The sequence below is a fragment of the Brevibacterium sediminis genome (assembly GCF_024895295.1).
Classification (GTDB): Bacteria; Actinomycetota; Actinomycetes; order Actinomycetales; family Brevibacteriaceae; genus Brevibacterium; species Brevibacterium sediminis.
In genome coordinates this window covers 190159-203801 of record NZ_JAHQRN010000004.1, presented here as the reverse complement: position 1 = coordinate 203801, position 13643 = coordinate 190159, and the positions used below count along the sequence as shown (strand labels likewise).

The 13643-nt window shown below is 66.0% G+C and carries 11 protein-coding genes and 1 other RNA gene; 4 read left to right on the top strand and 8 right to left on the bottom strand.

The genetic code is table 11. The features are described from left to right. Window positions 1-49: 49 nt before the first annotated feature. A complete protein-coding gene (locus KTJ89_RS10855) occupies window positions 50-1471 on the bottom strand; it encodes a PucR family transcriptional regulator (protein ID WP_259357741.1) in 1422 nt (473 codons plus the stop codon). Window positions 1472-1616: 145 nt separating this feature from the next. Between KTJ89_RS10855 and speB the strand changes: the two genes are divergently transcribed. The 4 genes from speB to KTJ89_RS10835 all read left to right on the top strand — a co-directional run bounded on the left by speB (window position 1617) and on the right by KTJ89_RS10835 (window position 7874). Further along, entirely contained in the window at window positions 1617-2627 is a 1011-nt protein-coding gene (gene speB / locus KTJ89_RS10850; RefSeq protein ID WP_259357740.1) for an agmatinase, read from the top strand. Next, the gene (locus KTJ89_RS10845; protein WP_259357739.1) at window positions 2628-4346 is read left to right on the top strand and encodes a thiamine pyrophosphate-binding protein; all 1719 of its coding nucleotides are present in this window, start codon (window positions 2628-2630) and stop codon (window positions 4344-4346) included. It abuts the gene before it with no gap. Window positions 4347-4370: 24 nt separating this feature from the next. Next, window positions 4371-5927 carry a sodium:solute symporter family protein gene (locus KTJ89_RS10840; protein ID WP_259357738.1) on the top strand — a complete coding sequence of 519 codons (1557 nt, stop codon included), beginning with the start codon at window positions 4371-4373 and terminating at the stop codon, window positions 5925-5927. 270 nt (window positions 5928-6197) lie between these two features. Beyond that, on the top strand, window positions 6198-7874 hold the full coding sequence (locus KTJ89_RS10835) for a thiamine pyrophosphate-binding protein (protein ID WP_259357737.1): 1677 nt from the start codon (window positions 6198-6200) through the stop codon (window positions 7872-7874). On the opposite strand, the gene KTJ89_RS10830 is transcribed toward KTJ89_RS10835, so the two are convergent. The 7 genes from KTJ89_RS10830 to smpB form a co-directional block, all read right to left on the bottom strand. After that, on the bottom strand, window positions 7855-8985 hold the full coding sequence (locus KTJ89_RS10830; RefSeq protein ID WP_259357736.1) for a DUF418 domain-containing protein: 1131 nt from the start codon (window positions 8983-8985) through the stop codon (window positions 7855-7857). The two genes, KTJ89_RS10835 and KTJ89_RS10830, sit on opposite strands and share 20 nt — an antisense overlap. Window positions 8986-9153: 168 nt before the next feature. Then, window positions 9154-9792 carry a response regulator gene (locus KTJ89_RS10825; RefSeq protein ID WP_259357735.1) on the bottom strand — a complete coding sequence of 213 codons (639 nt, stop codon included), beginning with the start codon at window positions 9790-9792 and terminating at the stop codon, window positions 9154-9156. Next, window positions 9789-10991: a sensor histidine kinase gene (locus tag KTJ89_RS10820; RefSeq protein ID WP_259357734.1), complete on the bottom strand. Its 1203-nt coding sequence runs from the start codon at window positions 10989-10991 to the stop codon at window positions 9789-9791. The genes KTJ89_RS10825 and KTJ89_RS10820 overlap by 4 nt, the downstream gene beginning before the upstream one ends. A gap of 79 nt (window positions 10992-11070) precedes the next feature. Next, window positions 11071-11628, bottom strand: a complete 558-nt coding sequence (locus KTJ89_RS10815) for a hypothetical protein (protein WP_139470378.1) — start codon at window positions 11626-11628, stop codon at window positions 11071-11073. Window positions 11629-11876: 248 nt separating this feature from the next. Then, window positions 11877-12263, bottom strand: coding sequence for an SdpI family protein (locus tag KTJ89_RS10810; protein ID WP_139470379.1), 387 nt, complete (start codon window positions 12261-12263; stop codon window positions 11877-11879). A 169-nt stretch (window positions 12264-12432) separates the two neighbouring features. Next, window positions 12433-12810: a transfer-messenger RNA gene (ssrA, locus tag KTJ89_RS10805) on the bottom strand. Window positions 12811-13031: 221 nt separating this feature from the next. Beyond that, complete coding sequence (smpB, locus tag KTJ89_RS10800; protein ID WP_101547462.1) at window positions 13032-13502, bottom strand: SsrA-binding protein SmpB; 471 nt, start codon at window positions 13500-13502, stop codon at window positions 13032-13034. Window positions 13503-13643: the final 141 nt, after the last annotated feature.

Below are 13643 nucleotides of genomic sequence, written 5' to 3'. Positions count from 1 at the left end.
GAGCACCGCCGCGCAGCACACCGTGCCGAGCGGTCGGTGAGAGGTGTGCCTAGAGTTCAGCGAGTTCGAGTGCCAACGACACCGCCTGCAGCGTTTCGGCACGAGAGAGGTCCCGGCCGAGCAGCTTCTCGATCTTCGCCAACCGCGCCCGCACCGTATGCCGGTGGACTCCCAACTCGGCGGCGATGCGCTCGCGTGCCCCGGACGCGGCGATGAAGGCCCGGAGAGTCTCCAACAGCTCCTGACCACCGCGGGCCCGAAAGAGCTCGCCGAGAACCCGATCGACGAATCGGTCGGCAGCCTCCTCATCGACCGCCGACAGCAGCGCCCTGACCTCGGAGGCCTCGGACTCGTGCTGGGTCCGCCACAGCATCCACGTGTGATGGAGCTGACCCAACGGCAGCCTCTTCTCCGCAAGCACGTCCAGGCCGGTGACCTCGGCGGCCCGCGTCACCAGCTCATCGAGTCCGCGTTCCTGCGCCCCGACCACCCCGAGCAGCGAACCGGTGCGAGTGAGCAGGCTCCGACCGACGATATCGGCGATGAGGCGTTCGGCGGAGTCCCCACGGACACCGCCGAAGATGCGCATCCCCACCGTCGCCACCGGTGCCAACCCCGTCACCCGGGTCCACTCCCCACGTGCTTCGTCGTCACTGAGATCGGCGTCGAAGAGCAGCGCGCGACCGGAGGGAACGGGCAGATCCGCCAACGACATCGCCAACAGCGCCGAGGCGGTCGACAGCAGCAGGGCACGCGTCTTCGGAGATCCGGCTGCCTCGGCGGGGGTGAGGATCCACCCGAGCGGATGATCACCTCCGATCGGAACGGCCTCGACGATCCGCGAACCGGTGCGGATCAGGCGAGGCCCCGACGTCGGCTTCAATGACTCCTCGATGAGTGCCGAACGCACGTCTTCCTCGGCGTCGTCACCGCTCAACGCCCTGCCGGTCGGCGAGACGAACCGGACCGGAGCCTTCAGCGTCTCTGCCAGATCGGCCACAAGCGCCGCAGGCCCCTCCCCGGCCAATGCGGTTGCGAAACGGCGGGCGGCGCTGCTCGCCCGGGTCAGCTCTCGGTTGGTCTCGGCCTCACGCATCCGGGTGAAGGCATCGACGACGGCGACGAACGGAACCGGCTCGGGCACGCCGAACAGCGCCAGCCCCGCCTCCCGCGCGGCGGCGACGAGCTTCGGCGGAACCCGCTGCCACGGCAGGTCGGAGCCCAGCCCGATGCCGAGCGCATGCACGCCGACAGCCTTGAGGCGGCGCACATAGTCCCCGACCGTGTCCCCGCCGAGGTCCTGACCGACCCCGATCGTCAGCAGCACCTCACCGCCGGCAAGCCATTCGTCGACCTCCGGCAGCTCCGAGGAGTGCACGATCGTGACGTTCTGCTCCGCTGCGGTGGGCGGATCGACGATGACTTCGAGCGCGAGTTCTGCGCGTGACCAGATCTGTTCCAAGGTGACCATGCACCCGATTCTATCCATTCTGGACAGTAGTGGTTTCAAATGCTCCCCTACGGATATCGGTGTTGTGTGACCCACGTCCTAGGCTGAGGGCATCACCTCCGGCCCGTTCGGGTCGGGTCAGCCGCTACGACGAAGGAGCAAGCCAGTGACGTCTCAGCCGCTCGGCCCAGCCGACTACAGCAAGACACCCCGCTACGCAGGACCCCCGACGTTTGGACTGCTGCCGCGCATCGACGAAGTCGAAGCCGAGCGTCCCGGCGAGAAGATCGACGTCAAGGTCATCGGCATTCCCTTCGACGCCGGCGTCAGCTACCGTCCCGGTGCCCGCTTCGGACCTGCTCACATCCGCCAGTCCTCGAAGCTGCTGCGCCCCTACAACCAGGCCACGAACGTCCACCCGTTCACCTGGCAGCAGGTCGCCGACTGCGGTGACCTCGGCGTCAATCCCTTTGACATCGAAGAGGCCATCACCACCGTCGAGGCCAACGCCGACGCCATGCGCGCCGACGGGGCCAAGCTGCTCACCCTCGGCGGGGATCACACCCTGGCCCTGCCGAACCTGCGCTCGCTGCACAAGACGCACGGCAAGATCGCCGTGCTCCACTTCGATGCGCACCTGGACACCTGGGACACCTACTTCGGTGCGCCCTACACCCACGGCACTCCCTTCCGCCGCGCCAGCGAAGAGGGCCTCATCGACATGACCGCTTCGATGCACATCGGCATCCGCGGTCCCCTCTATGGGGAGAAGGACCTCGAGGATGATGAGGTGCTCGGCTTCCAGATCATCCGCAGCGACGAATATCAGTTCACCTCCGTCCAGGACGTCGTCGCCCGGATGCGGGGTCGCCTCGGCGACGCTCCGGTCTACCTGTCCGTCGACATCGACGTCCTCGATCCGGCGGCCGCACCCGGCACCGGCACCCCCGAGGCAGGTGGAATGACCAGCCGTGAGCTGCTCAACTCGATCCGCGGGCTCCAGGGACTCAATGTCGTCGGCGCCGAGATCGTCGAAGTCGCCCCCGCCTACGACCATGCCGAAGTCACCGGACTCGCCGCCGCTCATGTCGGCTACGAGGTCCTGTCCCTCTGGGCGGCGGAGAACAACGGCGTGAACGCTCCCTCCGGGCCCGCCGGCGATGCTCTCGGAGTCTGAATGAGCACCGAACAGAACGTCCGCAACGGCGGTCGCGCGGTCGTCGCGACTCTGGCCGCCCATGGAGTCGACACGATCTTCGGCATTCCCGGCACGCACAACCTCGAGTTCTACCGGCATCTGCCGGAGTTCGGGATCCGCGCCGTGACTCCCCGCCACGAGCAGGGTGCCGGCTACGGTGCCGACGGGTACTTCCTCGTCTCCGGCAAACCCGGGGTCGTCATCACGACCTCGGGGCCGGGGCTGACGAACGTCATCACCGCCGCCGCGACCGCCTATGCCGAGTCCCGACCGATGCTCATCCTCTCTCCCGGTGTGCCCACCGGGTTCGAGCGCGCCGACGTCGGCATGCTGCACGAGACGAAGGACTCCTCCGGTGCGGTGGGCCACCTCCTCGTGTCCTCCCAGCGCACCCGCACCGCCGAAGGTGCAGCCCAGGCCGTCGCCGAGGCGTTCGCCATGTTCGACTCGGCCCGTCCCGGACCCGTGCATATCGAGGTTCCCCTCGACGTGCTCGAGGGCGCATGGAACGGAAGCGTTCCGGTCCCGTTCGCGGGTCGCCGTCCCGGACTCGATGATCATGTGGTGGCCCGCGCCGCCGAGGCGATCCGTGCGGCGAAGCGTCCGCTGATCATCGCCGGCGGCGGTGCCAGGGGCGCCCACGCCGAGGTGGCCCGTCTCATCGAGGCCCTCGACGCTCCCCTGGCGACGACGGCCAACGGCAAGGGCATCGTGTCCGAAACGCACCCTCTGTCGTTGGGTTCGAATGTGCGCTTCCCCAGCGTGCAGGCCGAATCCGCGGCGGCCGATGTGCTCATCGTGCTCGGCTCCGAATTGGCCGACTCCGACCTGTGGGGCGGGGTCATCGGAGCACAGACGAGCATCGGTGTGCGTGATGAGTCTGCCGAGCAGACCGTCATCCGCTGCGATATCGACCCCGACCAGCTGAACAAGAACCTGCCCGGGGATGTCCTCGCATGCGCGGACACTTCCGAGTTCCTCACCGCGCTCATGAACGCGCTCGGAATCGGAAACGACAGCGCCGCCTCGGCCAGCGCCGCCTCGGCGAAAGATGACGGAACGGAATCGTCCGAACGACACGGATCGGCCGCCTCGGCGAAGGAATCCGGGGCCGATCGGGTCGCCCGGATCCGAGAGACCTGGGCCACCGATTTCGACTTCGAGGCGATCGGCGCCCGAGTCACCCGGCTCGTCGAAGAAGGTGCAGGGTCGACCGTCGTCATCTCCGGTGACTCCTCGCAGGTCACCTACGACGGCACGGTGCACGCGCTGACGGCGAGCACACCCGATCAGCTGCTCTACATGCCGGGATTCGCCACTTTGGGCTACGGCATTCCCGCCGCCCTCGGAGCGAAGGTCGCCGACCCTGCGCGACCGGTCGTGTGCATCCTCGGCGATGGTGCGGCCATGTTCTCCATCCAGGAGCTCATGACCGCGGCCGAGCTGGGGCTGGGCATTCCCTTCGTCATCGTCGACAACGGCGGATATGCGGAGATCGAAGGTCAGATGGTCGAGCGCAACATCGAACCCTTCGCTGTCAGACTCGCCCGTCCGGACTTCGCGAAACTCGGTGAGTCCATGGGCGGGGCCGGGGTGACGATCGCCGAAGCGGACATCGATTCCGCTCTGCCGCAAGCCATCGCCGAAGCGCTCGATCGCACCGTTCCCACCGCCATTCACATCACCGTCGGTCACTGAGCCGATCCAACAGAAAGGGTCGCTGTGGACTCTTTGGTAGTCATCATCTATCTCGCCGCCATGGTGGGATTCGGAGTCTGGGGCCGGTTCAAGGCCCATAACCAGGAGGACTTCCTGGTCGCAGGGCGCCGTCTCGGCGGACTGCTGTACACCGGCACGATGTCGGCCGTCGTCCTCGGCGGCGCGTCGACGATCGGCGGAGTCGGCCTCGGCTACACGGCCGGGCTGTCGGGAATGTGGCTCGTGTTCGCGATCGGCTTGGGCATCATCGCGCTCTCGCTGTTCTTCGCTCCGAAGATTCAGAAGCTCGAGATCTACACGGTCTCGCAGATGCTCGAACTCCGCTACGGCAAGGGCTCCCGTTTCGTCTCCGGAGCGATCATGACCGCCTACGGTCTGATGATCTCGACGACGTCGACGGTCGCCTACGCCACGGTCTTCCATGCCCTGTTCGATCTCAACAAGGTGTGGTCGGTGCTCATCGGCGGCGGCATCGTCATCCTCTATTCGATGCTCGGCGGCATGTGGTCGATCACGCTGACGGACTTCGTGCAGTTCTTCATCCAGACGATCGGCATCTTCCTCATCATGCTGCCCATCGTGCTTTCGAAGTCCGGAGGCATCTCCGAGCTGTTCTCCTCGCTGCCCGAATCGCACACCTCACCGGTGGGCATCGGCTGGGAGGCAATCCTCGGCTACATCCTCATCTACACCCTCGGACTGCTCATCGGCCAGGACATCTGGCAGCGCGTGTTCACCGCCCGCAGCCCGGGTGTGGCCAGGTGGGGCGGCTTCTCCGCCGGCGTCTACTGCCTGCTCTACGCTGTCGCCGGTGCGCTCATCGGCATGGCCGCGACGAAGATCGTGCCCGGCATCGAAGTCCAGGACGATGTGTTCGTCGCCGTCGTCGATGCCTCGATGTCTCCGGTGCTCGCCGGAATCGTGCTCGCTGCGGCCCTGGCCGCGATGATGTCGACGGCCTCGGGCTCGCTCATGGCCGCCTCGACCGTCTGCCGTCAGGACATCGTCGAACCGATCCTCGCCCGCAAGGACATCGTTCCTGAACGCGGCGACGGCGTCGGTGCGGGAGCCGGTGCGAAGGATGCGGCGACGGCTGGATCGGACGCCTCGGCGAGTGCGTCCGGCATTTCCGGCTCGGAATCCGGCTCGGGTGCGAAGTCGACGCTCGTGCGATCGCTGGTGCGCGAGACCGGAGATGAGATCCGCGACTCGCGCATCTACCTCATCGTGCTCGGCGTCGTCACGCTGGTGCTCGCGATGATCATGCCCAGCGTCGTCGAGGCGCTCACCGTGGCCTACAACCTGCTGGTGGCCGGTCTGTTCATCCCGATCCTCGGCGGTCTCGTGTTCAAGCGCGGAACGATCGTCGGCGTCATGGCCGGCATGATCCTCGGCGCCGTGACCACCGTGGTCGTCATGATCGTGGCGGGCATCTACGCCAACGAGGCCATCTACCTGGGCCTCATCGCCTCGCTGGTCGGCTACCTCGTCGGGTCCTTCGCGTCGAAGCCGACCTCGCCCGAGGTCATGGCCGCCTGGAAGGAACGCATCACCCGCTAATTGCTACCTGACGGCGGCTCAGCAACCTCGCGCGAGGTTGCTGAGCCGCCGTCAGGTAGTTCTAGGACCTCGCTCGACTTGGTGTCTCAGACCAGAGTCACCTATATTCGAAGAGTCAGGCTGAGCCGCCCACGGCAGCCCCCGGAAATGGGTGCCCAGGGCGAGCGGCACATCAGCCGGTGCTCGAAAAAGGAGCACGAAGCCGCAAACCGCGCGTGTGAGACATATATGGATCCCTCATTTCCATATCTCATTCGCGAAAGGCCAGCCATGGCTCATACCTCCGCGCACGTCGCGCACACCCTTGCCGCCCACATCGACGAGGTCTTCGGCCTCATGGGCAACGGCAATGCCTACTTCCTCGACGCCCTGCTGCGTAACACCTCGGCAACCTACACCGCCGTCCGCCACGAAGCCGGAGCCGTCGTCGCCGCCGACGCCCACTTCCGCACCTCCGTGCGGATCGCCGCGGCCACCACCACGTATGGTGCGGGGTTCACGAATACGCTCACCGCCCTCGCCGAGGCGGCACAAGCCCGGGTTCCCCTCGTCCTCGTCGTCGGGGATGAGCCCACATCCGGTCCCCGACCATGGGACGTCGACCAGATCGCCATGGCCTCCGCCGTGGGTGTGCGCACCTACACCGTCGGTCGGGTCGATGCCGCCGCAGCCACCGTGACCGCCATCGAGCATGCGCTGACCTACCGAGTGCCCGTCGTCCTGGCCATCCCCTACGATGTCGCGACTCTGGACCTCGGTGAGATCCCGGCTGTGCCCGGCCCCAGTCGTCCCTCGCCGATGGCACCGACCGGCGAATTCGCACATGCGGCTCTTGATCGCCTTGCCGCCGATCTGTCTGGAGCGAAACGACCTCTGCTGCTCGCCGGCCGCGGTGCCTGGTTGGCCGGAGCCGAGTCCGAACTCGGTGAACTCGTGGACATCACGGGAGCACTCACCGTGACGACTGCGCTGGGACGCAACATCTTCCCGGCTGCCGAACACGATTTGGGAGTCGCCGGCGGATTCGGTGCCCCGGCAGCGATGGAGCGCGTCCGCGAGGCCGATGTGGCCGTGGTCTTCGGAGCCTCGCTCAATCAGTTCACCATGCGTTTCGGAGACCTCTTCCATCCCTCGACGACGGTATGGCAGATCGACACCGACGACCGTGCCACGAATGCTCGAGTCGGCGGCTTCATCCGAGCCGATGCGAAACTCGCCGCCGCCGAACTCATCGCGCGCCTGGCGGCGACCGGCGCAGGCAGTGCTGGGGGTTCGGACAGTGCCGACGCACGCTGGCACGATTCCGTCGACACCGCTGCCGACCGTGCCTACGTCGTCGGGTCGGAGCTCGCCGACGATGGTCGGCTCGATCCGCGTGCGGCGGCGAACCGCCTCGGCGAGGTTCTGCCCGAGGATCGGGTCGTCGTCTCCGACGGCGGACATTTCATCGCCTGGGCGAACATGTTCTGGGAGCCCAGTGCACCCGACCGGCTGGCGATGGTCGGCACCGCCTTCCAATCGATCGGACTCGGTTGGCACAGCGTCGCCGGGGCCGCCCGCGCGAACCCGGACTCGACGATCGTGCTCACCACCGGTGACGGCGGCGGAGCCATGGCACTGTCCGACCTCGACACCGCGATCCGGGTGGCCGGCGGTCGCGGTCTGGCCGTGGTCTTCAATGACGCGGCCTACGGTGCCGAGGTCAACCTGTACGGGCTCAAGGGGTTGGAGAAGTCGCCCATGCTCATCGACGAGATCGATTTCGCGGCCCTCGCCACAGCAGCTGGTGGGCACGGGGTCGCCGTCCGCACCCTGAGCGATCTCGCCGTGGTTGAGGAGTGGAAGTCCCGCCCAGTAGACGAACGGCCTTTCCTGCTCCTCGACCTGCGGATCTCCGACGAGGTCATCGCACCGTACCAAGAAGAGGTCATCCGGGTGAACTCGTGAAGGCGCCCGGCCGGTTGCGCAGCTGGTGGCGGCCCTGGTTCAGACACTGGTCTTGCTGTGCCGACCGGCCCCAGGTGACGAGGCGCCACAGCTTCTCCAGCGGGCCCTGTCCGAAACGGCTCAGCCACAGAGTTGAGACGACGACCTGAACGATGATGATCGCGGCGCAGATGACGAGTCCGGCGATGTATCCGCCGCGGTCGTCGAACCGGGCGAGATCGGGCGCTGTCAGCCGCACGATCACGAGGATGACAGTGGCGCCGACGTAATTGCTCAGCGCCATGCGACCCAGCGGTGCGAATACGGACTTCAGGACCGCCTCGGCGGGGGTGCGCAGGAGCAGCAGGATGGCGACGATATAGGTCAGGGCCATACACAGGCCCAGGCCGGCATTGATCCACTGGTCAACGTGACGGGTCGTATAGTCCGTCACGGAGAAGCCGACGACCGTCACGATCAGTGCGAAACCACCGGCGATCGCGACTCGTCCCGGGCGGTTGAGGACGGATCGGAGGAAATCGCTGCCGCCGATGGCGAAGCCGAGCAGGAAGAGTCCGGGGATGACGGCCATTCCGCCTCCGGTGGCCACTCCGGCGATGAGCAGAACGACGCCGAGGATCGCGGTGACGACGTTCCGCCACCGGTCGGCGATCCACGTGGCCGGCAGCAGAAAGACGATCCCGGCGAGCGCATATGGAAGCAGCGCCTCGCCGGGTTCGAGGAGCTGATGGAGCCCACCGAGGATGCCGAGGAAGGCGAACCGGCGCAGCAGAGCCAGACGCGGTCGGTGGCTGCGATCCCGGGCGGACAGCCACATGAGTCCGAACCCGATTCCGAAGAGGAACGAGAAGATCGGGAAGAAGCGGTTCTGCACGAAGTCTTCGTAGAAACGGTAGAAGTCGAGGCCCCCACCCTCGACGCCGAGGCCGAAGATCGGCGGCAGGTTGACCAGCAGGATCCCGCACAGGGCGAACCCGCGGATGACGTCGAGTGCGGCGATGCGGGGTCGAGATCGGATATCTGCGGGCCGCGCGGTGTCGGCGAGCCTCGCCGTCTCAGCAGGGCTCACGTTGTCGGCAGGGCGTGTGGTGTCGGATTGAGGTCGTGTCATGGCTTCTATCCTTCCCGGATCGATGACCTGGCGCATCGGCCGTGCGACCGAGAATCGACGAACGGGGTCGGCCATTCGGCTGATCCCGACGTGACTGGCGGGGTGGGTGCGGTTGGGGCGGTTGGGGCCGGTGAGGCGACTGCAGCGTGGGAGAAGAGTCCGCGTTCCTCAGCCGTTGGAGTTCATGGCCCCGGATTCCCACATCCGGGCGGCGATCTCGACGCGGTTACGGGCATCGAGTCTGGCCTGGATGCTGCCCAGGTGGGTCTTCACGGTGCCGAGTGAGATGAAGAGCTCGGCGCAGATCTCCTGGTTCGTCCGTCCCACGGCGACGAGCTTTGCGATCTCGGTCTCCCGATCGCTGAGGCTGTCGATGCGCGCGGTCTCCGACCGGGGTGCGGCGGTGCGCCGTCGGAGCAGGTCGAGAGTGAGCGAGGGGGAGATGAGCGCATCGCCGTTCGCCGCCGCTCGGACTCCGGCGAGCAGGAGGTCGGCTCCGGCGTCCTTGAGCAGGAATCCGCTGGCTCCCCCGGCGAGAGCCGCATCGACATAGTCATCATCATCGAAGGTGGTGACCATGATGACCTGCGAATACGGAGTCAGTCGCGGAAGCGCAGCCAAACCGTCGAGGCGCGGCATGCGAATATCGAGCAGCACCACATCGGGCTGTTCGCGTTTGACAAGAGCGATCGCGTCGACGCCGTCGGCGGCTTGCCCGGTGACGCGGATATCGGCTTCGGCGTCAAGGATGAGTGAGAATCCCATCCGCACCATCTCCTGATCGTCGACGACAGCGACGGTGATCATCGGCTCTCCCCTGTTCGGTGGTCGTTCACTGGATTGAGCGGCAATCGCGCGACCACGCTCCACCCTCCCCCGGGTTCGGGTCCCGCCTCGATCCTCCCGCCGAGGTGGCTCACCCTCACGCGCAGACTGTTCAGTCCCGTGCCGCTACCGGCACCGACCCCACCGGAACCGGGTCCGTTGGTCACGGTCATGGTCAGGGTGCCGAGAGCGTCGGGCCCGGCGAGGTTTTCGGCTGAGTCAGTCGGGGTGGCGGGCTCGGTCATGACGGTGACCGTCACCGGAACATCGGCGCCGGCGTGACGGCGCACGTTCGTCAGGGATTCGACGAGGACACGGTCGAGGACGGGCCAGACCGGGGCGGCCACCTCGGTGGGGGTGTCGATTGTGATCGTCGCAGACTTGCCGAACGCCGCGACCCGGTCACGCAGAGCCTGCGGACCCGAAGCGATCGGGGTGCGGGAAGCGGTCTCCGCGCCAGGATCGGACACCGTTCCCGCAGCGGTGACGGGTGAGGCATCGGTTCGCGTGTCGCTGCGGGCGTCGGAGACGAGGCGGCGGATCTCCTCGAGCGCGCGGGTCCCCGAATCTTCGATCTTCGCCAGGGCCGTTGTTCTCAGGTCCGGGCTGTCACTGCGCCCGGCGGCTTGGGCGAGCACGACGATTCCGGTCACCTCGTGGGCGATGAGGTCGTGGAGTTCGGTGGCGATGCGACGTCGTTCCGCCTCGGTGGCGGTGGCCTGTCGTTCGATCAGGGTGCGGTCATTCGATCGCAGCATCAGACCGATCGCGATCGCGGCGATGACCAGGGCGAACACCATGAGTGCGAAGGTCGCACCGTCGGCCATGACCAGGGGACAGACGATGTTCGCGACTGCGAGAACGACAATGGAGGCGATGCTCATCCGGCCCGAGGATGCGCGCGTGAGCATCGCCAGCACCGTCAGGCTCAGCCACAGAGTCGTCAGACTCAGTGTGGCGGCGACGGCGGCCAGGGCGAGGCCGCCGAGCAGTCCGAGGACGGCCCACTCCAGCCGTGCAGACCGTCCCGGACGCAACTGGGCTCGAATGAGGATGGGCAGGCCGACGGCCACGGCGATGACGTTGCCGAGGATCAGTGACCAGCCGCTGCCGATGAACAGTTCCAGGGCGAAGGTCAGCGGGACCGGGATCAGCCACAGCCAGGTGAGGAGTCGTCTCATTTGCTCACAGTCTAGTCAACGCCGGATGCCAGGTTCTGGTTTCTCGGGTTCGGCATTGTCGTGCGCTGCGCTGACCGTATCAGCGGCAGTCGGTGTCAGCGTATTCGACCTCGACAACCACGCCATCGTCTCCCGCGGACACGTTCCGCACTTCGGCCGCCTGCGGCAGGGCGCGGTCGGTGAGGAAACGCTCGTCGGCGAGAACATCGAGCCGGTTGCCTTCCGCCCGGGCGGAGAAGGTCACCCTCTTGCCGTCGATGGTGGCCACCTCGGTGTAGGAGTCATCGGGATTCTTCACCGGCCGGACCTGGCCTGACGGGTAGTCGAAGGTGATGAAGCGGGTGAGCCGGTCGGCGTGGCCGTCGACGAGGCGGTGGACGAGGACCTGATCCTTGTTCGTTCCCTTCGCTGGGTCGAGATCGACGTAGCTGAGGTCTGCGGTGTGCTGTGCAGCGTAGAGGAGGTAGGGGCGACCGTGGACGTCGATCGTGTCGGGTGTGATCGCGCAGCCGTCCAGGTAGTCGGCGACGTCGGCTTCGAGTGCGACTTTCGCACGGTTCTCAGCCACAATGAGTCCGCCGATGAGGGCGATGAGGATGATGACGATGGTGCCGAGGGCGATGAGTGCCTTCTTCATGAGTGTGGAGCGTCCTTATCGGATCGGAGTGAGCAGTCACTGTGCTGGGCCGGGGTTTCACAGCCGGCGCGTGGCTGCTGTCTGACACCCTCGATCCTTCCTGTTTCGGGGAGGCCGAGCCTCGGCCGAATGGCTGATCGTGATCGGCCGAGTGGTCGGAACTCCCGGGTCTCGCAAGGGCGTCGCGAAGAGAGTGCCCAGACAACGGTATGGCGGTCGTCTCCGTCGGAGGTCGTCGCCGTGGCAGATCAGTCGTCCGCGGATCGCGCCGCGCGGTTGGCCGTCGTCCAGACTCTGACAAAGAGGCCGAGGATGAGCAGCCACCCCGAGACTGCGAGAACGGCTCCGACTGCCTTCGGCCAGGCGAATTTCTCAACGCTCAACAGTGCAATCGAGAACCCGACGGCGATGATGCTGATGATGATGAGCACGGGAATCGCCGCACGGTGGCCAGCTTTCCAAGAAGCCTCGGACCGCAGCGTCAGCGCCGACCGGATTCCGATTGCACGATTGCGGGGCAGACGGTCGCCGCGGATGACCAACACGAGAACGACGCAGACAACGGCGAGGAGCAGATAGCCGATCAGCGGCGGATAGAACATCGTTGCCGGTCCCCTCTCTGAACTCGGGTCCACCGTATCTCATCGGGGCTGAACCCAGCCGCTCTCCAAAGGCCAGATGGGAACGGCCCTGTCCGGCCGCCTCGGCGATGGTGTTCACCGGTGTCGATGTGATGAAACTGCAGGTCTGGGGATATCCGGACAGCGAAAAGCCCCGGATCCTTGCGGAATCCGGGGCTTGGACACGTGGAGATGGCGGGAATCGAACCCGCGTCCGTCGGCAGATTGTCAGGACTTCTCCGGGCGCAGTTCGTGAATTAGTGTCTTAGGTTCTGGCTATCGCACGAACACGTAAGCCAACGAACGGAGTTGAGTGAAAGTCCCTCAGGCACCCCCAACATGTGCCTGAAGCAGTGGCCTCTTAAGCGACGCCAGGATCTAGAGCAGAGGCAACTCTAGGCTGACGGATTCGCAGCTCGCGCTCTATCAGGCAGCGAGGGCGAAATCGGTGCGGTTGTTAGACTTAGCACCTATTGTTTTGCAGAGGACATTAACGAGATGACTCTGCATTCTCGGCCCGCTTCTCCCGACGCAGTGTCCAACGTCGAAACCGATCATCCCCATATTCTGTTACCAAACCTGATCAGCTGTTTCATCCGCCGAGGCGGCTGCTGGCGCCGATCAGATACTCCAGCATACTCGTACAACGCAGACCGAGCCAATTGCATTCCCTGAACTCCGCGAATACGTGACCGGACGCGCTCGGATGCGCTCGGACCGCCTCGGCGACGGAGCCGAGAGACGGTGGAGATGGCGGGAATCGAACCCACCGTCGGCAGGCCCTTACAGGTACTGCTTGGACTTCATGGCGCGTTCGGCTTCGCGTTTGTCCTGCGCCTCGCGCAGTGCCTGTCGCTTATCCCATTCGCGCTTGCCGCGGGCCAGGGCGATCTCGACCTTGACGCGTGAGCCGTCGAAGTACAGCTCCAGCGGGACCAGGGTCCGGCCGGATTCCTTGACTTTCTGCGAGATCTTGAGGATCTCCTCGCGATGGAGCAGCAGCTTACGACGGCGGCGGGCCGAGTGATTCGTCCACGTCCCCTGTAGGTATTCGGGAATGTAGACGTTCTCCAGCCAGGCCTCGTTCTGGAAGATGAGGGCGAAGCCGTCGGTGAGCGATGCTCGGCCTTCGCGCAGCGATTTCACCTCGGTGCCGGTGAGTACGAGTCCGGCCTCCCACGTGTCTTCGATGTGGTAGTCGTGGCGCGCCTTGCGGTTCCTCGCAATGACTTTCTTGCCTGTGTCCTTCGGCATGACCGGCCTCCTCTCTGCTCCCGATCACCTGTGCACGCGTTTGCGGGCACAGCCATCAATTCTATCCCATCGCCGCCCTTCCGCACGCCCGTCCCCTCCCAGAACTACCTGACGGCGGCCCAGCCACCTCGCGCGAGGTGG

Coding starts and splice junctions, on each gene's coding strand:
- KTJ89_RS10825 (WP_259357735.1), bottom strand. CDS start 9,792: ATGATCACCGTCGCTGTCGTCGACGATCAGGAGATGGTGCGGATGGGA.
- KTJ89_RS10845 (WP_259357739.1), top strand. CDS start 2,628: ATGAGCACCGAACAGAACGTCCGCAACGGCGGTCGCGCGGTCGTCGCG.
- KTJ89_RS10815 (WP_139470378.1), bottom strand. CDS start 11,628: ATGAAGAAGGCACTCATCGCCCTCGGCACCATCGTCATCATCCTCATC.
- KTJ89_RS10835 (WP_259357737.1), top strand. CDS start 6,198: ATGGCTCATACCTCCGCGCACGTCGCGCACACCCTTGCCGCCCACATC.
- smpB (WP_101547462.1), bottom strand. CDS start 13,502: ATGCCGAAGGACACAGGCAAGAAAGTCATTGCGAGGAACCGCAAGGCG.
- KTJ89_RS10855 (WP_259357741.1), bottom strand. CDS start 1,471: ATGGTCACCTTGGAACAGATCTGGTCACGCGCAGAACTCGCGCTCGAA.
- KTJ89_RS10820 (WP_259357734.1), bottom strand. CDS start 10,991: ATGAGACGACTCCTCACCTGGCTGTGGCTGATCCCGGTCCCGCTGACC.
- KTJ89_RS10830 (WP_259357736.1), bottom strand. CDS start 8,985: ATGACACGACCTCAATCCGACACCACACGCCCTGCCGACAACGTGAGC.